The sequence below is a fragment of the Streptomyces sp. NBC_00459 genome (genome assembly GCF_036013955.1).
Taxonomy (GTDB): domain Bacteria; phylum Actinomycetota; class Actinomycetes; order Streptomycetales; family Streptomycetaceae; genus Streptomyces.
In genome coordinates this window covers 1939269-1961230 of the sequence record NZ_CP107903.1, presented here as the reverse complement: position 1 = coordinate 1961230, position 21962 = coordinate 1939269, and the positions used below count along the sequence as shown (strand labels likewise).

18 protein-coding genes are annotated in these 21962 nt (G+C 70.2%); 14 read left to right on the top strand and 4 right to left on the bottom strand.

Annotated elements, in window-relative coordinates:
- Positions 1-90: 90 nt before the first annotated feature.
- The 4 genes from OHN74_RS08470 to OHN74_RS08455 all read left to right on the top strand — a co-directional run bounded on the left by OHN74_RS08470 (position 91) and on the right by OHN74_RS08455 (position 3604).
- On the top strand, positions 91-660 hold the full coding sequence (locus tag OHN74_RS08470; protein ID WP_327693905.1) for a hypothetical protein: 570 nt from the start codon (positions 91-93) through the stop codon (positions 658-660).
- Positions 635-1948, top strand: a complete 1314-nt coding sequence (locus OHN74_RS08465) for an ABC transporter substrate-binding protein (protein ID WP_327693904.1) — start codon at positions 635-637, stop codon at positions 1946-1948. The genes OHN74_RS08470 and OHN74_RS08465 overlap by 26 nt, the downstream gene beginning before the upstream one ends.
- Before the next feature lie 46 nt (positions 1949-1994).
- Complete coding sequence (locus OHN74_RS08460; RefSeq protein ID WP_327693903.1) at positions 1995-2993, top strand: helix-turn-helix transcriptional regulator; 999 nt, start codon at positions 1995-1997, stop codon at positions 2991-2993.
- Positions 2994-3391: 398 nt separating this feature from the next.
- On the top strand, positions 3392-3604 hold the full coding sequence (locus tag OHN74_RS08455; RefSeq protein ID WP_327693902.1) for an I78 family peptidase inhibitor: 213 nt from the start codon (positions 3392-3394) through the stop codon (positions 3602-3604).
- A gap of 10 nt (positions 3605-3614) precedes the next feature.
- Here the strand turns inward: OHN74_RS08455 and OHN74_RS08450 are convergent, their stop codons facing one another.
- On the bottom strand, positions 3615-4661 hold the full coding sequence (locus tag OHN74_RS08450) for a phosphatase PAP2 family protein (protein WP_327693901.1): 1047 nt from the start codon (positions 4659-4661) through the stop codon (positions 3615-3617).
- A gap of 221 nt (positions 4662-4882) precedes the next feature.
- A complete protein-coding gene (locus OHN74_RS08445) occupies positions 4883-6097 on the bottom strand; it encodes a mannosyltransferase family protein (RefSeq protein ID WP_327693900.1) in 1215 nt (404 codons plus the stop codon).
- A gap of 269 nt (positions 6098-6366) precedes the next feature.
- Between OHN74_RS08445 and OHN74_RS08440 the strand changes: the two genes are divergently transcribed.
- Positions 6367-7977 carry an MFS transporter gene (locus OHN74_RS08440; protein ID WP_327693899.1) on the top strand — a complete coding sequence of 537 codons (1611 nt, stop codon included), beginning with the start codon at positions 6367-6369 and terminating at the stop codon, positions 7975-7977.
- Positions 7978-8425: 448 nt separating this feature from the next.
- The gene (locus OHN74_RS08435; RefSeq protein WP_327693898.1) at positions 8426-9622 is read left to right on the top strand and encodes an acyl-CoA dehydrogenase family protein; all 1197 of its coding nucleotides are present in this window, start codon (positions 8426-8428) and stop codon (positions 9620-9622) included.
- Positions 9623-9660: 38 nt separating this feature from the next.
- On the opposite strand, the gene OHN74_RS08430 is transcribed toward OHN74_RS08435, so the two are convergent.
- Together OHN74_RS08430 and OHN74_RS08425 are read right to left on the bottom strand one after the other, a co-directional pair.
- Complete coding sequence (locus tag OHN74_RS08430) at positions 9661-10104, bottom strand: cell division protein SepF (RefSeq protein WP_189151702.1); 444 nt, start codon at positions 10102-10104, stop codon at positions 9661-9663.
- Between the two features lie 318 nt (positions 10105-10422).
- On the bottom strand, positions 10423-11397 hold the full coding sequence (locus OHN74_RS08425; protein WP_327693897.1) for an ABC transporter substrate-binding protein: 975 nt from the start codon (positions 11395-11397) through the stop codon (positions 10423-10425).
- A 524-nt stretch (positions 11398-11921) separates the two neighbouring features.
- Between OHN74_RS08425 and OHN74_RS08420 the strand changes: the two genes are divergently transcribed.
- The 8 genes from OHN74_RS08420 (at position 11922) to OHN74_RS08385 (ending at position 21765) form a co-directional block, all read left to right on the top strand.
- Positions 11922-12788, top strand: coding sequence for an amino acid ABC transporter permease (locus tag OHN74_RS08420; protein ID WP_327693896.1), 867 nt, complete (start codon positions 11922-11924; stop codon positions 12786-12788).
- A complete protein-coding gene (locus tag OHN74_RS08415) occupies positions 12785-14659 on the top strand; it encodes an FAD/NAD(P)-binding protein (protein WP_327693895.1) in 1875 nt (624 codons plus the stop codon). The genes OHN74_RS08420 and OHN74_RS08415 overlap by 4 nt, the downstream gene beginning before the upstream one ends.
- Positions 14660-14711: 52 nt before the next feature.
- Entirely contained in the window at positions 14712-15818 is a 1107-nt protein-coding gene (locus OHN74_RS08410; RefSeq protein WP_327693894.1) for an LLM class flavin-dependent oxidoreductase, read from the top strand.
- A complete protein-coding gene (locus tag OHN74_RS08405) occupies positions 15815-17122 on the top strand; it encodes an NtaA/DmoA family FMN-dependent monooxygenase (RefSeq protein ID WP_327693893.1) in 1308 nt (435 codons plus the stop codon). The genes OHN74_RS08410 and OHN74_RS08405 overlap by 4 nt, the downstream gene beginning before the upstream one ends.
- Positions 17123-17269: 147 nt before the next feature.
- Positions 17270-18052, top strand: coding sequence for a DUF1684 domain-containing protein (locus OHN74_RS08400; RefSeq protein WP_327693892.1), 783 nt, complete (start codon positions 17270-17272; stop codon positions 18050-18052).
- Between the two features lie 220 nt (positions 18053-18272).
- Entirely contained in the window at positions 18273-19181 is a 909-nt protein-coding gene (locus OHN74_RS08395) for a S1 family peptidase (RefSeq protein WP_327693891.1), read from the top strand.
- Positions 19182-19423: 242 nt separating this feature from the next.
- A complete protein-coding gene (locus tag OHN74_RS08390; RefSeq protein ID WP_327693890.1) occupies positions 19424-20437 on the top strand; it encodes a slipin family protein in 1014 nt (337 codons plus the stop codon).
- A gap of 248 nt (positions 20438-20685) precedes the next feature.
- On the top strand, positions 20686-21765 hold the full coding sequence (locus OHN74_RS08385) for a S1 family peptidase (RefSeq protein ID WP_327693889.1): 1080 nt from the start codon (positions 20686-20688) through the stop codon (positions 21763-21765).
- The last annotated feature ends 197 nt before the right edge of the window (positions 21766-21962 follow it).

Below are 21962 nucleotides of genomic sequence, written 5' to 3'. Positions count from 1 at the left end.
CCGGCCAATGGCTTGCACTATGCCTGCTGTCGGTCGACCCTGAAAGCTCCGGGCACCCATGGCCCGGACCGACACCCGGTGGTGAGCCAGATGGTTCTCGGGAGCGACCTCAGGCGGGGGAACACACGGCGGGGTACGGCGATCACGGCCGCCCTGCTGCTCTTCCTCGGCCCGGCCCTCGCGGCGTGCAGCGACGACGGCGGGGGAGCCGGCGGCGACGCGGGATCCCCCACCCCTTCGGCCGCCACGGAACCGGCGGAACCGGCGGAGACCTCCGCGCAGCCGAGCGGCGACGGTCCGGCCGACCCCGTCGCCGCCGAGAAGGAGATCCGGCAGAACTGGGTGAAGTTCTTCGACCCGGCCGTCTCCCTCAAGGACAAGCAGGCCGTCCTGGAGAACGGCGACAAGCTGGGACCGCTGCTCCAGGCGTTCAGCGGTGACCAGCGGGGCGGACAGGTCGAGGCAAAGGTCGCCGACGTCGAGTTCAACTCGCCGACCGCCGCGAGCGTGAACTACGCGCTCCTCCTCGACGGCGCCACGGCGCTGCCCAACGCGTCCGGCACCGCCGTCGAACAGGACGGCACCTGGAAGGTCTCCCTCAACACGCTCTGCGCGCTGGTCGGGCTGAGCGGCAATGGGTCGACGGCTCCGGGCTGTTGAGTCGGCCGCCCTGGGACTGCTGCTCCTGCTGAGCGCGGCCTGCGGCAGCCGTCTCCCGGAGAGCGACTTCGAGCACCGCGGTGCCTCGGCGACACCGTCGGGCGGTACGACACCCATCCGCGTCGGCATCATCACCAGCGCCACCAGCCCGGTCGGCGCCGCCGCCTTCACCGGCCCGCGCGACGGCGCGAAGGCCTGGTTCGAGCGGCTCAACGCGCGCGGGGGCATCGACGGCCGCCCGGTCGAGGTCCGGCTGTGCGACGACGGCGGCAGCGGCGTCGGCAACAACGAGTGCGTGCACCGGCTGATCGGCGAGAACGGTGAGAACGGCGCGGACACAGTCGTCGCCCTGGTCGCGACCACCGCCCTCGACTACGCGGGCGCCTCCCGCGTCTCCCACGCGCGCGTGCCCGACATCGGCGGCCAGCCCATCGGCGCGGCCTACGACACCTACCCGCACCTGTACGGCATCTACGGCAGCCTCGCGCCCCGGAACGGCACCCCGGGCTGGGGCGGGCAGTTGTACGGCGGCACGGAGGTCTACCGGTACTTCGCGCGTGAGCACGGTGCCCGAACGGCCGCCGTCGTCTCGTACAACCAGGCCGCCTCGGCCGCGTACGCCCGGCTGGTCGTCCGGGGGCTGAAGGCCGAGGGCTACGACGTGGTCACCGAGGAGGTCGACTTCGCGCTGCCCAACTTCCGCGCGGCGGCGGCCGACCTGAAGGAGCAGGGCGCCGACCTCGTCCTCGACGCACTCGACACGCACGGCAACGCGCGACTGTGCGAGGCGATGGACGAGGTCGGGGCCGAGATCACCGCCAAGGTGACGAACGTACAGAACTGGACCTCCACCGTCCCCGAGGACTACAAGGACTCCCCGCGGTGCCGCAACGCCCTGTGGGCGACCGGGTCGAGCCGCAACTACGAGGACACGGACCAGGCGGCCGTACGGGAGTTCCGCGACGGCACCGAGAAGCTCGGCACGCACTCGCAGTGGCAGCTGGAGGGGTGGGCGGCGGCGAAGTGGTTCACGGAGGCCGCCCGGGCCTGTGCGGAAGCCGGAACGGGCGTCACGCGCGCGTGTGTCGACGAATTCATGAACCGCAGCGACGGTTACACGGCGGACGGTCTGCTGATTCCGGTGCGGTTCGAGCGGCTGAGCGAACCGCCCAGGACGCGCCGGACATGTCTGTCGGTGGCGCGGTGGCAGGACGGGAGGGGTTGGGTCTCGCAGCGGGACATGAACGCCGACTGCTTCGACGTACCGCAGCTTGCCTACCGGCCTTGACCCTTGAGGACAGTGGCTGTCCGCGACCGCTGGCAGACTCGCTCCCATGTTGGAGACCTCGGCACGGCTGCTTCGCCTGCTCTCGCTGCTTCAGGCTCATCGTGAGTGGTCCGGCCCCGACCTGGCGGACCGCCTCGGTGTGACCGCGCGTACCGTCCGCCGGGACGTGGACCGGCTGCGCGAGCTGGGCTATCCCGTGGACGCCAGTCCGGGCACCGGCGGCGGCTACCGGCTCGGCGCCGGGGCCGAGTTGCCGCCGCTGCTGCTGGACGACGACGAGGCGGTCGCCGTCGCCGTCGGGTTGCGGACCGCCGCCGGACAGGGCATCGAGGGCATCGGCGAGACCTCCGTACGGGCACTGGCCAAGCTCGAACAGGTGCTGCCCGACCGGCTCCGCCGACGGGTCGGGGCCCTGAACGCCTTCACCGTGCCGATGCTGCGGGGGCCGCAGCCCTCCGCCGTCGACCCGGCCGTCCTCACCGAACTCGCCCACCTCTGCCGGGACGCGGAGCTGCTGCGCTTCGAGTACCGGGCACACGAGGGATCCGTGTCCCGCCGTACCGTCGAACCGCACCGCCTGGTGTGCACCGAGCGGCGCTGGTACCTGGTTGCCTGGGACGTCGACCGCGCCGACTGGCGTACGTTCCGGGTGGACCGCATCACGCCGAAGCCGCCGCACGGACCGCGCTTCGCCTCTCGTACGCCGCCTGCGGACGATCTCGCCGCCTATGTCTCCCGAGGCGTCTCCACGCGCGCGTACGCCTCGCATGCCGTCGTCCGGTTGCTGGTGCCCCTCGCGGAGGCCGCGGAGCGGATCTCGCCCTCCGCCGGAACGCTGGAGCCGGACGGCGAAGGGGCCTGTCTGCTGCGCACCGGGGCCGCGAGCCTCGACGTGATGGTCATCCACGTCATGCTGATGGGTTTCGAGTTCGAGGTACTGGAGCCCGCGGAACTCGTCGACGTGATCAGTGCCTCCCGGGACCGGCTGTCTCGCGCGGTGGAGCGATCGCCGCGTACCCGGAGCAGCTCGGAGGAGCTGTCGTGAAGATGTGATGCGTAGATTATGTGGGGAAGTCGTGGGTGTTTTATACGTTCTGTCGCCGGGTGGGCGGCCGAGACGCGTGGCATCAGCACGTATGACGTATGTAGGAAGCACGTAAGGCGTCGGGGCGGGGGATGCCGGTGCAATTCACCGTCCCCGAGTCGCTCTTTCGGCGATCGCGAACGGGGTTTATGGGGGCTCGCGAAGAGTCGGCGAATTACGTTCGAATGGCTGTCGGAAGTATGGGTGACCGGCCTCGCGTAAGCCGTGCGCGTGATGACTGTCGCTCGAAGAAGGCGGTGCCATCCTGTGACGGAAGCGTGACCGGAGTCGTACGGAGTGATGCGTGGTGCCGGGGTCCGGCCTTCCCCGGCTGTCGGTGGGCGCCTACCGTGGCGGGCATGTCATCGATTCCCAGGCCCGAAGAAATCCAGGACAATCCGGACAGTTATGTCGGCCTCGATGCGGCGGGGGCCGAGCGGCTCGCCCGGGAGCGCGGCTGGTCCGCGGTGCGGTCACTGCCGCCCGGGGCGATCATCACCATGGAGTACCGGTCGGGGCGGCTCAACTTCGAGGTCACCGGCGGCAGGGTGACGCGCTGCTGGAAGGGCTGAGGCCGACGGCTCAGCCGTTGCCGGGCAGGGGGTGGGTCGAAGGGTTGCCGGTGGCACGCGGGGCGCGGTCCGCGTGCGGTGGGCGGCGGCTGCCGGTCGGCGTGACCGGGGTGCGCTCCGAGCGGCTCGCGTGCGGGCCCGAGGCCAGATGTGCGGGGTGTGCGGGGTGCGCGGGCGCCCGGGACGAACGGGCCGCGGGGGTGGTGTTCTCGCGGACCGTGGCCTCTTCCTCGGCGGTTGCGTGCGGCTTGAGCAGCGCCGGCGAACCGACCCGGGCCGGGGCGGGCGCGGTGCTGGGGCCACGGGCGCGCCTGCGGTCGCGCTGGTCCAGGATCCAGGTCTCGGCACGGGTGATCAGCGGCTCGCACCACGGCAGCGCCAGCAGGACCAGTAGACCCGCGACCCAGCCGAGGATGACGTCGCTCAGCCAGTGCGTGCCCAGATAGACCGTGGTGAGGCCGACGCCGAGGGACATCAGTGCCGAACTCGCGGACAGCCAGCGCCTGGTCCCCGGGGTCGAGGCCAGATAGGCCAGGATGCCCCAGGTCACCACTGCGTTCGCGGTGTGACCGCTGGGAAATATATCCCCGCCCATGCCCATCTCGTTCGAGCCGATGGTGGTCGCGTAATGCGGTCCGAGGCGGCCCATACCGATCTTGGCGGCACCGACCGTGACGTTGAGCAGCAACAGAGCGGCACCGAACGTGAGCAGTGGGCGCAGGGTGTGCTGACGCCAGGCGCGCCAGCCCAGCCAGGCCGAGATCATCACGGCGGTGGGGCCGCGCTGACCGAGCACCACGTAGTAGTCGAGGAACGCGTGGATCTCCGGCCACTGCTGGTAGGGCCGGAAGAACATGACCTGCCAGTCGAGCCGGACCAGCCACGAGGTGATCACGACGGCCCACACGGTGGCGAGATAGAAGGCCAGGGTCGCGAGGAGAAGCGCGATCCTGTGCCGGCTCATCTTCGGCACATCGATGTGGGTCGGCCGTCCCGGTTCACGGTCCAGCCTCGCGAACACCCGGTCCAGACGGGCGAGGTTTCGTTCGGTACGCACCCAATCGACGTTACAGCGAGTGAGCTCGGATCTTCGCCCAATCCACGGCTTTGTAATGACGATGTGATGTGGGATTCCTCTCAGGGGGATGTTTAATTCCCTGGAATCCCTATTCGGCGGCCCGTGTTCCCTTAATTTCCATTGATCATGCGGCAGTCCTGTTTTATGGCTCTTTCGAATTGGTTCACCAGGTCGTTGTCCGGAATTCGCCGGAAGGTCGCTCAGGGCGGACCGGAGCCGTTCAGCCAGAACGCTCCGTAGATCGCGGAAGCCACCGCGACCGCGCCCGTCACCAGCACCGGCCTGAGGGTGCGCGGCCGGGCCAGAGCCCGGGCGAGCGGCAGCAGGAGAGGGAACGCGGGCAGCAACAGGCGTGGTTTCGAGCCGAAGTAGCTCGACGCGCACAGGGCGAGCACGGTGACGACACCCGCGTACACCAGCAACGGCAGCGGCTGGCGTTGCCGTACACAGTTGACGAACAGCCAGATCAGCAGGCCCACACCGACGATCAGCCCGATCCCGGCGAGCGCCGACGGGAAAGACGTGAACTTGTCGGCGACGAAGCGGGCGAAGGCGGCGCCGCCGTCGAAACCGTTGCGCCAGCCCGCCTGGACGTCCAGGTAGCCCAAGGGGCCCTTGCCGGTGCGGTGGCCGACCCACAGGACGTAGCCGGCGGCGCCGAGCGGCGCGATCAGCATGGCGAGGGCGCGTCGCCAGACGGGTGCGCCGTGCGAGCCGGGCGCGCTTCGGTCCCGTACGAACGAGGTACCGGACGAAGTGCCGGACGAGGAGGGGGACGGCGTGCCGGACGACGAACTGAACGAGACGATGGCCGTCACCCACACCGCCGCCACCACCGCGAGTCCCACCGGACGGGTCAGGCCGGCCAGCAGGGCCAGCGTGCCCGCCGTCAGCCAGCGGCCGGTGAGGACCGCGTACAGCGACCAGGCGGCCAGGGCCGTGAACAGTGACTCGCTGTACGCCATCGACTGGACGATCCCGACCGGCAGCACCGCCCACAGCAGTGCCGCACAGACGCCGACCCGGCGGCCGTACACCTGATCCGCGACCGCGAACACACCCCAGGCGGCGGCGAGTGACGCGAGGGCGCTCACCGCGAAGCCCGCGTCGGCGTACGACAGCGGGCTGACGGATGCCAGGAGCCGCTCCAGCCAGGGCAGCAGCGGGAAGAAGGCGAGGTTCGAGTGCACGTCGCCGTTGGGGAGGCGCACCTCGTAGCCGTAGCCGAATTCGGCGACCCGGGTGTACCACAGCGAATCCCAGCGGGCGGTCAGCAGTGTGTACGCGCTCTTGTCCCGCGCCGCGCTCCACAGGGCCAGCACGATCAGGCCCAGCACACGGACGGCCGCGTACCCGAGAAGGGCGGGCGCGGCACGGCGGAGCGTGGGGAGCGGGCGAGGTCCAAGAGCTGTCACCGGTCGATTATCGACGGGCACGGGACGAGGGCGGGCGCGGAGGCGGGCGGCCCGCCGGGGGCGTGGTGTACGACACACGGGTTCCGTGGACACGTGAGAGGTCTGCCACTTTTCGCCGCTGCGAACTCGCGTACGCTGTCGGACCACTCGCTTTTCGCCGCGCTGCCCCGAGGACACCTGTCACCGCTCCTCCTCGGTCGAAGCCGAAGCCCCCGGGGAGTCCCCACCCCGCGGACAGCCGAACGCGAGGGAATCTTGGAGGTACGTACATGTCCGGGACGACCACGGCTGCCGCTGCGCTGCGCCGTCGGGCGGCCGGGGCGAGTGCCAACCGCTGGGTGGTCCTCCTCGTCCTCTGTACGAGCCTGCTGCTCGTCGCGGTCGACGCGACCGTGCTGCACGTGGCGGTGCCCGCCGTCAGCGAGGACCTCCGGCCCGGCGCGATAGAGCTGCTCTGGATCGTCGACATCTATCCACTGGTCTGCGCCTCGCTGCTGATCCTCTTCGGCACGCTGGGCGACCGGGTCGGCCGCAGACGGATCCTGCTCCTCGGGTACGGGCTGTTCGGCGTCGCCTCCGGCCTGGCCGCCCTCGCCGACAGCGCCCCGGTACTGATCCTGGCGCGGGCGCTGCTGGGCGTCGGCGGCGCGATGATCATGCCGGCGACGCTCTCGATCCTGCGCCAGGTCTTTCCCGAACGGCGCGAACGGGCGCTGGCGATCGGTGTCTGGAGCGCGGTGGCCGCGGTGGGCGCGGCGGTCGGTCCGCTGCTGGGCGGCTTCCTGCTGGAGCACTTCTGGTGGGGTTCGGTCTTTCTCGTCAACATCCCCCTGATGCTGGTCAGCCTGCCGATAGGCCGACTGCTGCTGCCCGAGTCGCGCGGCGAGGGGGTCGAGGGTCCATGGGACGTGGTCGGCGCGCTGACGGCGGCGGGTGGGCTGTTCGGCGTCGTGCTGGGCGTGAAGCGGCTGGGCGGCGGGGAGGGCGCGGGAAGTCTTCTGACGGTCGCGCCGCTGGTGGCGGGTGCGGTGCTGCTGGTCGTCTTCGTACGGCGGCAGCGGCGGCGCAAGCATCCGCTGGTTGACCTGGGGATGTTCGCGCGGCCCGCGTTCAGTACGTCCGTCGGGTGCATCGTGCTGGCGATGCTCGCGCTGGTCGGGCTTGAGCTGATCGCGGCGCAGTATCTCCAACTGGTGCTGGACCTCTCGCCGTTGCAGACGGGGCTACGACTGCTGCCGCTGACGGTGGCGGCGATGGCGGCCGGACTCGCCGGCGCGCGGCTGCTGCGGAGGTTCGGGCCGCGGACGATGGTGTGCGCCGGGTTCTGTCTCACCGCGGCGGCGGTCGTGCTGCTGACGACGATGGGCGGCGAGGACAACGCGGGGCTGATGCTGTCCGGGTTCGTGTTGCTGGGCTTCGGCCTGGAGACGACGCTCTTCGGGGCGTACGAGTCGATGCTGAGCGAGGCTCCGGCGGCGCAGGCGGGTGGGGCGGCGGCGATCGGCGAGACGTCGTACCAGCTGGGCGCGGGGATCGGGATCGCGCTCCTGGGAAGCGTGATGAACGCGGCGTACGCGCCGGGGGTGGGGTCGGTGCCAGGGGTTCCGGCGTCGGCGTCGGCTGCGGCGGGGCATTCACTGGGCGAGGCGTACGAGGTTGCCGGGCGGCTCGGGGGGTCACCGGGTGTGGCCCTGCGGGCGGCGGCTCGGGACGCGTTTGTGCACGGGCTGCATGTGACGTTGCTGGTGAGTGCGGGGTTGTTGCTGCTGGGGGCGGTGATGGCGTTGCGGTTGCCGCGGATGATGCAGTGTGGCGGCGCCGCTGAGCCGGTTGCCGTGCCTGGTCCTCGGGAGGTCGCGGGGTCACGTGTGTCGGTGTGACCGTCACGGAATCTCCCACCCACGCACCACCCGTGACGGGCATCTGAAAGGGTGGACGTCTCCCGTGGGGGTGCGGGAGCGTCGGCGGGTGGCGGGTGGCGGGTGGCGGGTGGCGGGTGGCGGGGCGTGGGAGCGTCGGTCGGCACGGGTACGGGTGAGGAGTGGGACGAGGGTGGGTCCTCGCCAGGGCGAGCGGACCGCTGGGCCCGGCTGCCGTCGACGATGCGGGTAGCCGCACCCCCAAGGGAGACGCCCACCTCGTCAGATGACGGTCACCGGCCGGCGGAGTGGGAAGTGCTGTGGCGGGCAGACGCCGACGACGGGTTCGCCCCGCTGGTGACGCGAGCCTGTCGACGGGGTGGGTGAACGTCGGCTGGACGTACGTCGCACTCCGTCGTACCGTCAGCCGCGTCACTAGCGGTGCTAGTTTAACTTGCCGGAGGCTCCCGTGGCCGAGTTCGCGAAGCTGCCCCCTTTCGACCCCGCCGACCCGCTCGGCCTCGACGACCAGCTGGACACGGAGGACCTGGCGATCAGGGACACCGTGCGGACCTGGGCGGCGGACCGTGTGCTGCCGTATGTCGCCGGGTGGTTCGAGGAGGGCGAGCTGCCGGACATCAGAGGGCTCGCCCGTGAGCTGGGCGGCATCGGCGCCCTCGGGATGTCCCTCACGGGGTACGGATGCGCCGGTGCTTCCGCCGTGCAGTACGGTCTCGCCTGCCTGGAACTGGAGGCCGCCGACTCCGGAATCCGCTCCCTCGTCTCCGTACAGGGCTCGCTCGCCATGTACGCCATCCACGCCTTCGGCAGCGAGGAGCAGAAGCAGCACTGGCTGCCGCGCATGGCCTCCGGCGATGTCATCGGCTGCTTCGGGCTGACCGAGCCCGACCACGGCTCCGACCCCGCCGGCATGCGTACGTACGCCAAGCGCGACGGCAGCGGCGGCGACTGGGTGCTCAACGGGCGGAAGATGTGGATCACCAACGGGTCGGTCGCCGGCGTCGCCGTCGTATGGGCGCAGACCGACGACGGGATCCGCGGGTTCGTCGTCCCCACCGACACTCCCGGGTTCTCCGCGCCCGAGATCAAGCACAAGTGGTCCCTGCGCGCCTCCGTCACCAGCGAACTGGTGCTCGACGAGGTGAGGTTGCCCGCAGACGCCGTACTGCCCGACGTCACCGGACTCCGCGGACCCCTCAGCTGTCTCTCCCACGCCCGCTACGGGATCGTCTGGGGCGCCATGGGCGCGGCCAGGTCCTGTTTCGAGGCCGCCGTCGACTACGCGAAGACGCGCGAACAGTTCGGGCGGCCCATCGGCGGGTTCCAGCTCACCCAGGCCAAGCTCGCCGACATGGCGGTCGAGCTGCACAAGGGGATCCTGCTCGCCCACCATCTGGGGCGGCGCATGGACGCCGGCCGCCTGCGTCCCGAGCAGGTCAGCTTCGGCAAGCTCAACAACGTACGAGAGGCCATCGACATCTGTCGTACGGCCCGGACGATCCTCGGCGCCAACGGGATCTCGCTCGAATACCCCGTGATGCGGCACGCGACGAACCTCGAGTCGGTGCTCACGTACGAGGGCACCGTCGAGATGCACCAGCTGGTGCTGGGCAAGGCGCTCACCGGACTTGACGCCTTCCGCTGACCTGAACAACGGACGGCGGGGCCGGTGAGCGGCCTTGCTCAGCTCTGGTTGAAGAAACCGTCCGCCCGGTGCGGCTGGGCCTCCCCGCTGACGATCTCCGTGTCGGCGGGGGTCAGCAGGAACACGCGGTTGGACACCCGCTCGATGGAGCCGCGCAGACCGAAGATGAGGCCTGCGGCGAAGTCGACGACGCGCTTGGCGTCGGCGGCCTCCATGGCGGTGAGGTTCATGATGACCGGTACGCCGTCACGGAAGAGCTCGCCGATGGCGCGGGCGTCCCGGAAACTGTCCGGGGTGACCGTGCCGATCCGGCGGCCCTTCTCCTCGGCGACCTCGCCGGCGACCTTGACCCGGGGGTCCGTGACCCAGGCATCCCCGGGCTGCTCGGTCCCCTCGGAGTAGTCGTCGTCGTAGTAACGCTCGTCATCGTTGTTGTCGTCGACGAGGCCAAGCCAGGCACTCGCCTTGCGTACCGATCCCATGGACGCCTCCTCTCACAGCGGTCTCTCATGCTTTCCGCATCCCTATGGTCATCCATGATGCGGATGGCGCGCCAAGTGAATAGACGCCGCGCGGGGGTTTCGTGACGGTACTGGTGCACAACCATTTCGTCGAGAGGCCCCGCGCCGCAAGGGTCTTGCTGTGTCCGACTGCTGACTGAGAGTGAAATATGATTCTTCGTGGCGTATGGGTGAGCGTTGGGACGTATGGGTGAATGGGCGTCCTGCCCGCTTTCCTGACGGAGACTCAGTCACGGTCGGCAGGTGCCCAGTCGGGCCCGGATCACACCTGACGTCGGGTCAGTCCTTGATCTCCGGCGGGGAGATCCGCGATTTCTCGATCGCCGAGCCCGTCGTGCCCCACTTCCTGAGAATCCTGTCGTACGTCCCGTCGGTGATGAGTTCGTTCACCGCGGCCTGGAAGGCGGGGGCCAGTTTCGTGCCCTTCTTGAAGGCGAAGCCGACGTCGAGGCGGTGGAACTCGTTCAGGAACTTCACACCCTGCTGCTGGGCGACCGCGTAACGCAGGCCGTTGATCGTCGACATCACGATGTCGCTGCGGCCCTGCTGCAGCGAGGACCAGATGGCGCCCTGTTCGCTGTAGGTCTGCACCTTGTACGACTTTTTGCCCGCGTCCGAGCAAACGTGCGCGTTCTCCTCCAGTGTCGCCTCGAAAGTCGTCCCCGCGCCGGTCGCCACGTTCAGGCCGCACAACTGGGCAAGGTCCGTGATCTTCGTCAGCTTGCTGTCCGCACGCGTGGCGAAGCCCTGGCCGTCGTTGATGTAGGTGACGAAGTCGATCGTCTTGCGGCGCTCGTCCGTGACGCCGAAGTTGCTCGCCCCGAAGTCGTACTTGCCGCTGTCCAGCGCGGGCAGGATCGCCTCGAAGCCGGCCGACTCGCGCTTCAGGCCGATGCCGAGCACCTTGGCGACGGCGTCCGCGAAGTCGACGTCCTGGCCGGCGAGCGTCTTGCCGTCCTCCAGGTAGGAGGTGCCGGGCGGGGAGCCGCCGACGCTGATGGCGACGGTGAGCGATTTCGTGCCGGACGGGAGCAGTGCTGCCGCGGTGGGGTCCTTCTCGATGGGGGAGACGACGTCCGCGGTGGGGATCGCGCCGATCTTGACGGCGGCCTGGGCGGTGCCCCCGCCGTTCGCGGTGTCCGGACCCGAGCCGCACGCGGTGAGCAGCAGCGCGGCCGAGGTGATCAGGGTGAAGGGGATGAACAGCCGATTACGGGCGCGCGTGGGCGTGGTCGTGCGCAAGCTGTCGCTCATGCTGTGCGGTCTCCTGGGAGCAGGCAGAGAGAAAGGAGCAGAGAGAAATGAGCAAGGGGAAAGGGAGCGAAAGGAGGTGAAAGGAAATGAGGGTGCTTGAGGGGAGGGGTGTGCGCGGGTGTGAAGGCGCGGGCGAGGCGTGAAGTTCGTGCTGCGTGCGGGAGAACGCGAAAAGGCGCCCGGACGAGCGGGCGCGCAGGGGGTCAGCTCAACAGGAGGAGGACCACACTCGACCGAGGTCGATGTGGGAGCGTTTGACCAGCCACTGCTGTGGATGCATGGGGCAAGTGGAACAGGCATTCGGTGTTGCGTCAACTGACGTGAGACGAACCGCTCACAGTTCGGACAGCCTTGACAGTGAGGGGAAACGTCGCCGTACAGTCGGTGGACGGCCCTGCTGAGGGGCTCGGCCGTATCGCGCGCTCCGTACGCCGCTCTGCTGCCATGTGCGCCGTACCGCGCGTCCCGCGTCACCCGTGTGAAGGCACCACCGTGTTCGACCTATCGCGTCACGGAGCCTTCCCATGTCCTCACACACCCTGGCCAAGTCGGCCCCGGCGGCAGATCCGGAACAACCGCGCGACGACGCGCCGCTTCCGACCGTCGTCCGGCGCCGTCGGCACGGCCAGCGGATCGCAGCCGTTGTCGTCCTCGTTCTGCTCGGGCTCGCCGTCAACTCCGTTGTCCGCAACCGGGCGTTCCAGTGGGACGTCGTCGGTGACTACTTCACCTCGACCGCCGTACTGCGCGGACTGTGGCTCACCCTCTGGCTGACCGCCGTCGTCATGGTGCTCGGCTTCGCGCTGGGCGCCCTGCTCGCCGCCGGCCGGCTCTCCACCAACCCGGTGCTGAGAAGCGTCAGTTGGGGATACGTGTGGCTGTTCCGGTCGATCCCGATCCTGGTGCAGCTGCTGCTCTGGTTCAACATCGGCGCCCTGTACCCGCAGATCCTCGGCGTCCGGACCGTCGATCTGCTCGGCCCGGTCACCGTCGCCGTCATCGGGCTCACCCTGCACGAGGCCGCGTACGCCGCCGAGGTCGTCCGGGGCGGCATCCTCTCCGTCGACCGGGGGCAGATCGAGGCCGCGCAGGCGCTCGGGCTGAGCCGATGGCGGCGCTGGTGGCGGATCGTGCTGCCGCAGGCGATGCGCTCCATCGTGCCGCCCGCCGGGAACATGCTGATCGGCACGCTCAAGGGCACGTCCATCGTCAGCGTCATCGCCGTACAGGACCTGCTCTACTCGGTGCAGCTCGTCTACCACCGCACCTACCAGGTCATCCCGCTGCTGATGGTGGCCACCGTCTGGTACGTCGTCGTCACCTCGGTGCTCAGCGTCGGCCAGTACTACGTGGAGCGCCACTACGCGCGCGGTTCGGAGCGTGCGCGATGAGGCCGGTGCTCGTCATTGTGGGGGCCGGTCCGCGGGGGACCGGTCTCCTGGAGCGGATCGCCGCCAACGCGCCCGAGCTGTACGGGGATTCGGGCCTCGACATCCATCTCGTCGACCCCCATCCGCCGGGCGGCGGCCGGATCTGGCGCCAGGAGCAGTCCCCGCTGCTGTGGATGAACTCGCAGGCCCAGGACGTCACCATGTTCACCGACGAGACGGTGGCCATGGCGGGCCCGGTGCGTCCCGGACCCACGCTGCACGAGTGGGCGGAGATCGACGGCCGGGTCTTCTCGGACCGCCGGAGCCTCGGCGCCTACCTGAACTGGGTGTACGAGGACACGGTGGCCGCTCTGCCGCCCGGCATCCGCGTCCAGCACCACGTCGGGCGCGCCCTGCGGGTCGGCGGGCCGCGCGAGGGGCGCCAGCAGGTGTGGCTGGAGGGGCGCGCCCGGCCGCTGCTCGCCGACCTGGTGGTCCTGACGCTCGGGCACCTCGATGCCGAACTCGACGACGAGCAGAGTGAGTTGGCCGCGTATGCGCAGGCCCAAGGGCTGGTCCATCTGCCGCCCGACTTCACCGCCGACAGCGACCTGTCCGCACTGCGGCCCGGTGAACCCGTCCTCGTGCGGGGATTCGGGCTCGCCTTCGTCGACCTGATGGTCCTGCTGACGGAGGGGCGTGGCGGGCGCTATGAGGAAGACGGCGAGGGGGAGTTGATCTATCGGCCGTCCGGGCGGGAACCCGTGCTGTACGTCGGCTCTCGGCGCGGGGTGCCGTACCACTCGAAGATCGGCTACGACTGGACCGGTGAACGACCGCCCCTGCCACGGTTCTTCGGGCCCGGCGAGGTGGACGCCCTGCTCGCGCGTCCGGACGGCTTCGACTTCCGGCGGGACGTATGGCCGCTGGTGGAGAAGGAGTTGGGGTTCGCGCACTACCACCGGCTGTTCACCGTCCACCCGGAGCGCACCAGCGGTGCCTGGGCGGACTTCGAGGAGAAGTACGCCGCCGCGGACTGGGCGGAGCGGGAGGTGCTGGTCGCCTCCACCGTGCCCGATCCGGCCGACCGGCTCGACCTCGGCGCCCTCGACCGTCCACTGGAGGGGGTGCGGTATCCGTCGTACGAAGCGCTTCAGGAAGGACTGCGAGGGTACATTCGAGACGATCTGACGCGACGTCACAATGCTTCGTACAGCCCGGACCTGGCCGTTTTCCTCGGGCTGCTCTCCGTCTACGGGCAGCTGGTGCGGCTCGGTGACATCGGGTCCTGGTGGCACGGCTTCTTCAGTTATCTCGCCTCCGGGCCGCCCGGACCCCGGCTGCGGCAGATGCTCGCCCTGTCCCGGGCCGGAATCCTCAACTTCCTCGGTGCGGACACGACCGTCACCGCCGAGGACGGGGTGTTCCGGGCGAGCGGTGCCAGTGTGCCCGGTGCCTCGGTGGAGGCTCGCGCGCTCGTCGAGGCGCGGCTGCCGGAACCCACCCTGGAGCGCGCCCGCGACACCCTGTTGCGTGAGCTGTACAACGACGGGACCGGAGTGACCCCCGAGGGGCTGCTCGCCGTGCACCCCGGAGACGGGCGGCTCCTCGACCGGGACGGCCGGCCGCATCCACGCCGCTTCGCGCTCGGGCCGCACACAGAGGCGCGTGGCTCCGGCGCGTTCACCCGGCCGCGCACCGGCGGGCCGGCCTTCCGGCAGAACGACGCGACCGCGCGCGCCGCGCTGACCTTTCTGGGAGCGCTGGACTCTCACGGACGCGATGCCGATCGCGGTGCCGACCACGGTGAAGATCGCGATTCCGAGCGCCGCGACGAGCGCGTCACCGAGCGTGCTGCCGAGCCGGTCGCCGATCACGACACCGCCGCATGAAGCCTCCCTTACGACGCGGGTGCTGTGACGCACCGACGAAAGGTTCATCCTCATGACCTCAACGCACGGCCGGGGGCTGCTGCACCTGGCCGCCGCCGTCGACCAACCCGTGGCCGGCCCACAGGCCCTGTTCGACGCCGACCTGTACGTCGAGTCGGCGCGGCTCGCCGAGAGCGGCGGGCTCGACTTCGTGACGCTCGGCGACTCCTTCGCGCGCCCCGGTCCTGACGCGCTCGGTGTGCTCGCCCGGGTCGCACCCGCCACCGCGCGGATCGGTCTGGTGCCCACCGTGACCACCACACACACCGAGCCCTTCCACGTCCAGGCTGCGGTGGCGACCCTCGACTGGGTCAGCGGCGGCCGGGCCGGCTGGCAGCTGGACGTGTCGGCGACCGAGGCCGAGGCCCGGCTCTTCGGCCGTCGCCGCGCCGTACCCGGCGACGAGTTGTGGCGGGAGGCCGGTGAGGTCGCCGACGTGGCAGCCCGGTTGTGGGACAGCAGGGAGGACGATGCCGAGCTGCGGGACGTGGCCGCCGGCCGCTTCGTCGACCGGGGCAAGCTGCACCACGTCGACTTCGAGGGCGCCACCTTCTCCGTCAAAGGCCCGTCCACCGTGCCGCGGCCACCGCAGGGCCACCCCGTCCGCCTCGTCGACGCCACCGAGGGACAGGCCAGGCAGACCGCGGCCCGGTACGCCGACGTGGTGCTCGTCCGGGCGGTGAGCGCCGCGCAGGCGGGGGCCGTACGTGACGAACTGCGGGTCGCGGCAAAGGACCTGGGGCGTGACCCGGACGAGCTGCGGGTCCTCGCGAGCCTTGTCGTCGACCTCGGCGGCGGCGAGCACGCGGCCGAGCCGGGGCACGGGGGCGGTGGTCCCCGGCCGAGCGTGCACGGCCCGCTGTACCGGGGCGGGCCCGTCGACCTCGCCGAACTGATCACCACCTGGCACACGTCCGGCGTCGTCGACGGTTTCCATCTCGTCCCCGCCGAGCCGCGCCGTGACCTGGAGCGGCTCGTCAACGGAACGGTGGCGCTGCTCCAGCACCGGAGCCTGTTCCGCACCTTCTACCCGGGCCGCACGCTCCGGGAGCACCTGGGGCTGGCCCGGCCGGTCAACCAGTACGCCGGGCCGGTCGTGGCCGCCGGGGGCGCGTCATGACCGTACGGGCGCCGGGGCGTGGGCAGATGCACCTCGCCGCGTGTCTCCCGGGCGTCGGCGGCGCCGCCGTGGGGGCCGGTCCGAGAGCGGGGGCGCCGGTCGACTTCTCCTCCTTCGAGCGGCTCGCCCGGACCGCAGAGCGCGGGCTGCTCGACTTCCTCCTGGTCGCGGAGGGGCCGCTGGGGGAACACCTGGGGGGTGTCCATGGCCCGGACGAGGCCGGGCGGCCCGAACCGGTCACCGTCCTGGAGGCGCTCGCCGCCGTCACCGAGCGGACCGGGCTCGCCGCCACGGCCGACGCGGCCTTCGACGAACCGTACGGACTGGCCCGTAGATTCGCCACGCTGGACCATCTCAGCGGTGGCCGGGCCGCCTGGCACATGGTGACCTCCGCCGACGCCTCCACCGGCGAGAACCTCCGGCGCGGCGGCTGCCTCGACCCGGCCGAGCGGTACCCGCGTGCGGCCGAACTCCTCGACGTGGCACGCGAGTTGTGGGACTCCTGGACACCGGACGGGGTGTCCCGGCACTTCGCCCATCGGGGCCGGCACTTCGACATCGCGGGCGAGTTCGGCGTACCGCGCTCACCGCAGGGGCATCCGGTGGTGATCCAGGCGGGGGACTCGGAGCAGGAGCGGGAGTTCGCCGCTTCGGCCGCCGACGTGGTCCTCGCGCGACACCGGAGCCTGGAAGCCGGGCGCGCCTTCCACGCCGACGTCAAGGGGCGGCTCGCGAGGTACGGGCGGGCGCCGGGAGACCTGAAGATCATGCCCGGGGTGACCGTCGTGCTCGGGGACACCGCCGCCGAGGCGCGGGAGAGGGCGGCCGTGATCGGCCGGCAGCAGGTCTCGCCGCAGCACGCCATCCTCGCCCTGGAGCAGGTCTGGGGCACCGATCTCTCCTCCTACGACCCCGACGGTCCGCTGCCCGACTTCGACCCGGTGCCGGCGTCCGCCCCGGCCCAGGGGCAGCTCAGGACCGCCGATCCGGTGAAGGCGGCCGAACGGTGGCGGGCCCTGTCCCGGGCCGGGGGGCTGTCGATCCGGCAGACCGTCATCGAGGCGAGCGGCCGGGACTCCCTCGTCGGGACACCGCAGTCGGTCGCCGACGTGCTCGACGCGTTCGTACGGGAGGGCGCGGCCGACGGCTTCGTTCTTGTCCCGCACCCCGTCCCGGGCGGTCTGGACGAGTTCGTGGACCGGGTCGTGCCGCTGCTCCAGGAACGTGGCGCGTTCCGTACGCGATATGCGGGGACCACACTGCGCTCGCACCTCGGGCTGGGCGAACCCGTATGGACGGGCTGACTGAGCGCCGCACTTACAAAGATGACATACAGGTTGTGTACGGGCCGCGCGCGGAACGCGTGGCCCGGGGTGCGCCGAAGGCGGCGCACGGTGGGATTCCAGGGAGTGAGCTGGCGTGGATTCTGGCGTGGGTTCGGGAGTGGGTTCATGACGGGGGACGGGTCCGAGGCGTGGCAGGAGCGGCACGAACGGCGCATCGAGACGGCGTCGGCGCCCTACGGGCCCCTCGCGCTCGTCGGTACACACTGGCTCGAAGACTTTCCGGACGGTCGACTTCCGGCCATCACCGGCCGATGGACGGTCGACGGCGACACTGTCGTGCCGGCCGCTGGTGCCGCGGACGGGCTGACGCTCGACGGCGAGCCCTTCACCGGGGAGATCCGGCTGCCCGCCGACCAGGGGCCGGCGGGCGAGGCCCGGGTCGGTCTGGGCGAGCGACGCCTGGTCGTACTGGTGCGCGAGGGCAGCTGGGGTGTGCGCGACTTCGACCCCGATGCGGAGACGCGCACCGCTTTCAAGGGCATCGAGGCGACTTCGTACGACCCGCGCTGGTCGGTGTCCGGCCGGTTCACGCCGTACGACGGGCGGCGCACCGTGCGGGTGGCGAACGCGGACGGGCGGGAGCGCGGGCTCGGGCTCGGCGGTGAACTGACGTTCTCGCTCGACGGGCAGGAGCAGACGCTGCGCGTGACCGTCGATGAGGACGGCACACTGTGGGCCGTCTTCGCCGACTCCACCAGCGGTGACGGCAGTTACCGCTTCCGCTTCCTGCGCCCGGTGGCCCCGGACGTCGAGGGGCGCACAACGGTGGACTTCAACCGGTCCCTGCTCCCACCGGGTGCGTTCGCCGACCACTTCGTCTGCCCCTTTCCCCAGCCGGGCAATACGCTGGGCGTCGCAATAGCCGCAGGAGAGCGCAACCTTCGCTAGAACACCATGGTTCTTGATCAACTCCTGTGGGCTGTGCGGGGGTTGAACAACGTGAGGCCGAAAGGCGCCCTTGCGTCGACCGGTTGAACGGTCGAATACTCCCACCCAGCGCTTGTCAGGGTCACAGCATGTTCGGAATCCGGACGGAACAAGCCCTGACTGCGCCTCACGGGCCCCGACCCCACGCGGGCCCCCGACTTCCCATGTGGAGGAACGACAAGTGAGGATCAAGCGCACCACCCCCCGCAGTGGCATCACGAGACGGACCCGGCTGATCGCTGTCAGCACCGGACTCGTGGCCGCGGCCGCCGTCGCGATCCCCAATGCGACCGCCGCCGACGTCACCACCTTCAGCACCGCCCAGCTCTCCAAGGCGAGCAGCTCGGTTCTCAAGGCCGACATCCCAGGTACCGCCTGGGCCGTCGACGCCAAGACGAACCGCGTTGTCGTCACCGTCGACAGCACGGTCTCCAAGGCGGAGATCGCGAAGATCAAGCGGCAGGCGGGCACCACCGCCGACGCCCTCACCATCAAGAAGACCCCGGGCAAGTTCAGCAAACTGATCTCCGGCGGCGACGCAATCTATGCGAGTAGCTGGCGCTGCTCCCTGGGCTTCAACGTCCGCAGCGGTTCCACCTACTACTTCCTGACCGCCGGTCACTGCACCGACGGCGCGGGCAACTGGTGGTCCAACTCCGGTCGTACGACACTGCTCGGCGCGACCTCGGGCTCCAGCTTCCCGACGAACGACTACGGCCTCGTCAAGTACGCGAGCAGCTACCCCGTCAGCTCGATCTCGGGCACCGTCGGCAGCGTCGACATCACCAGCGCCGCCACCCCGTCGGTGAACACCACGGTCTACCGCCGCGGCTCCACCACCGGCACGCACAGCGGCCGGGTCACCGCGTTGAACGCGACCGTCAACTACGGCGGCGGCGATGTCGTCTACGGCATGATCCAGACCACGGTCTGCGCCGAGCCCGGCGACTCCGGCGGCCCGCTCTACTCCAACAGTGGCATCGCCTACGGTCTGACCTCGGGCGGCAGTGGCAACTGCTCCTCCGGTGGTACGACCTTCTTCCAGCCCGTCACGGAGGCCCTGAGCGCCTACGGCGTCAGCGTCTTCTAGGGCCTGCCCCACGGCATCATCGTTCTTCGCATGGCCTGACCTGCAGCCGGCAGCAGCAGGAGAGCCCCCGTACGCGAGTCGCGTGCGGGGGCTCGCCCTTGTCCGCCCGGCGGAGTTACCTTCGGAGTACAGGAAGAAGTACGGGAAGCATCGGCGGAACGAGAAGTACCCGCAGTGCGGGCAGGCCCGCCGTACGGGAAGTCTCCCCTGCACACGCCCACTTCGGACCCTGGGGGGCCGGCATGGTCGAGGAGCTGGTGACGGCGGGAGTCGCTGTCGCGTCCGCCGGAGTGCTGTACGTGGCGGCTGCGGCGCGCGTCGTCAAACAGTACGAGCGGGGTGTGGTGTTCCGGCTCGGGCGGCTGTCGTCGAATGTGCGCGGGCCGGGGTTCACCGTGATCGTGCCTTTCGTCGACAGGATCCGCAAAGTCAATATGCAGATCGTGACGATGCCCGTGCCCGCGCAGGAGGGCATCACGCGGGACAACGTCACGGTCCGGGTGGACGCGGTCGTCTACTTCAAGGTCGTCGACGCGGCCGAGGCGGTCGTCCAGGTCGAGGACTACCGGTTCGCGGTCTCGCAGATGGCGCAGACCTCGCTGCGCTCGATCATCGGCAAGAGCGACCTGGACGATCTGCTGTCCAACCGCGAAAAGCTCAACCAGGGGCTGGAGTTGATGATCGACAGCCCGGCGATGGGCTGGGGCGTGCAGATCGACCGGGTCGAGATCAAGGACGTGTCCCTGCCGGAGACCATGAAGCGCTCGATGGCCCGGCAGGCCGAGGCCGACCGTGAACGCCGGGCGCGGGTCATCAACGCGGACGCCGAGCTGCAGGCCTCGAAGAAGCTCGCGGAGGCCGCCGGTGTGATGTCCGAGCAGCCCGCCGCACTCCAACTCCGGCTGCTCCAGACAGTGGTGGCGGTCGCGGCCGAGAAGAACTCGACACTCGTCCTGCCCTTCCCGGTGGAACTGCTCCGCTTCCTGGAACGGGCACAGCAGCCCGCCGGGCCGTCGGCCGCACCAGCGGCGGGGCAGGTGGCCGCGGCCTCGGCGGCGCAGTCGGCCGCGTCCTTGGTCGCGCCCTCGGCAGGGCCGACGCAGGTGGCGCGGGCGTCGCAGGACGGGGTACAGCCGGAGATCGCCGAGCGATCGGAGCACTCCGAGCGATCGGAGCAATCGGTGCGGGAGCAACTGCCGTCTGCCGAGTCCCTGTTGGAACTGAACCCCGAGAGGGCGAATTCAAGACAGGACTAGACCTTACGGTCCGCCCACTCGTTACTCACGCGTAGTGTTTGCAGTGCGAATACTTGTGAAGCAATCGTGAGATGACCGTGGACAGTCAAGGTGGGTCTGCGGATGGGGGCGCGCGCTCGTTTGTCTACGCGCGTCCTGAAGTCGACCTTGTGTGCTCCCCGAACGCCTCGGAATAGTGGGTGGTGTTCGACCGGCAAGGGAGGTCCCCACAACCTCTCTGCCGTACCCCCCCCACAGGAGGACGCAAGTTGAAGCACCGACGCATATCCAGGCGCCGTGCCACCGTGGTAGGTGCGGGCATCACCGCACTCGTCGCCGCCGGAGTGACCTTCCAGAGTGCGAACGCGAGTGAGGTCGGCAAGACCCCCGAACCCAGGGTCCTTTCAGTGCCGGCGGCCGGAAAGGTCGCCTCTACGCTCGGCAAGGACCTCGGCACCGACGTCGCGGGAACGTACTACGACGCGAAGACGAAGAACCTCGTCGTCAACGTGCTCGACGAAGCGGCGGCCCGGACGGTCGAGTCGGCCGGCGCCAGAGCGCGGCTCGTCGAGAACTCGGTCGCCGAACTCGACAGCGCCCGTACGACCCTGAAGCGGGACGCGACCATCCCCGGCACCTCGTGGGCGGTCGACCCGACGGCCAACAAGGTCGTCGTCACCGCCGACCGCACGGTGTCAGCGGCCGAGTGGGCCAGGCTCACCAAGGTCGTCGACGGACTCGGTGGCACGGCCGAACTCCAGCGTACGAAGGGGGAGTTCAGGACCTTCATCGCCGGCGGCGACGCGATCACCGGTGGCGGTGGCCGCTGCTCCCTCGGCTTCAACGTGGTCAAGGGCGGCGAGCCGTACTTCCTGACCGCCGGGCACTGCACCGAGGCGATCTCGACATGGTCCGACTCGTCCGGTGTGATCGGCCAGAACGAGTCGTCCAGCTTCCCCGGCAACGACTACGGCCTGGTCAAGTACACGGCCGACGTCGCCCACCCGAGCCAGGTCAACCTCTACAACGGCAGCTCCCAGCGGATCACCGGCGCAGCCTCGGCCACCGTCGGCCAGTCGGTGACCCGCAGCGGCTCCACGACCCAGGTGCACTCCGGCACGGTCACCGGTCTGAACGCGACCGTGAACTACGGCAACGGCGACATCGTCAACGGGCTCATCCAGACCGACGTCTGTGCCGAGCCCGGCGACAGCGGCGGCTCGCTCTTCTCGGGCAGCAGTGCGATCGGCCTCACCTCCGGTGGCAGCGGTGACTGCAGCGCGGGCGGGGAGACCTTCTTCCAGCCGGTCACGGAGGCGCTGTCGGCCACCGGTACACAGATCGGCTGAGGCCTCTTCCGGCACGCACCATCCCTCTCCCGGACTCCGATCGGTCCGGGACGGTCCCGCCCCTGGTTCCCGGGGGCGGGATTTCGTCGTTCGCGAGGCCTCTGGCGGCCGGTCGCGTGTGCCTGGTCACGGCAAGTGATGGTCGCCCGGCGCTCGCCGCCCCGGTCCCGCACGGGCGGTATCGGCCTCCCCGCGTG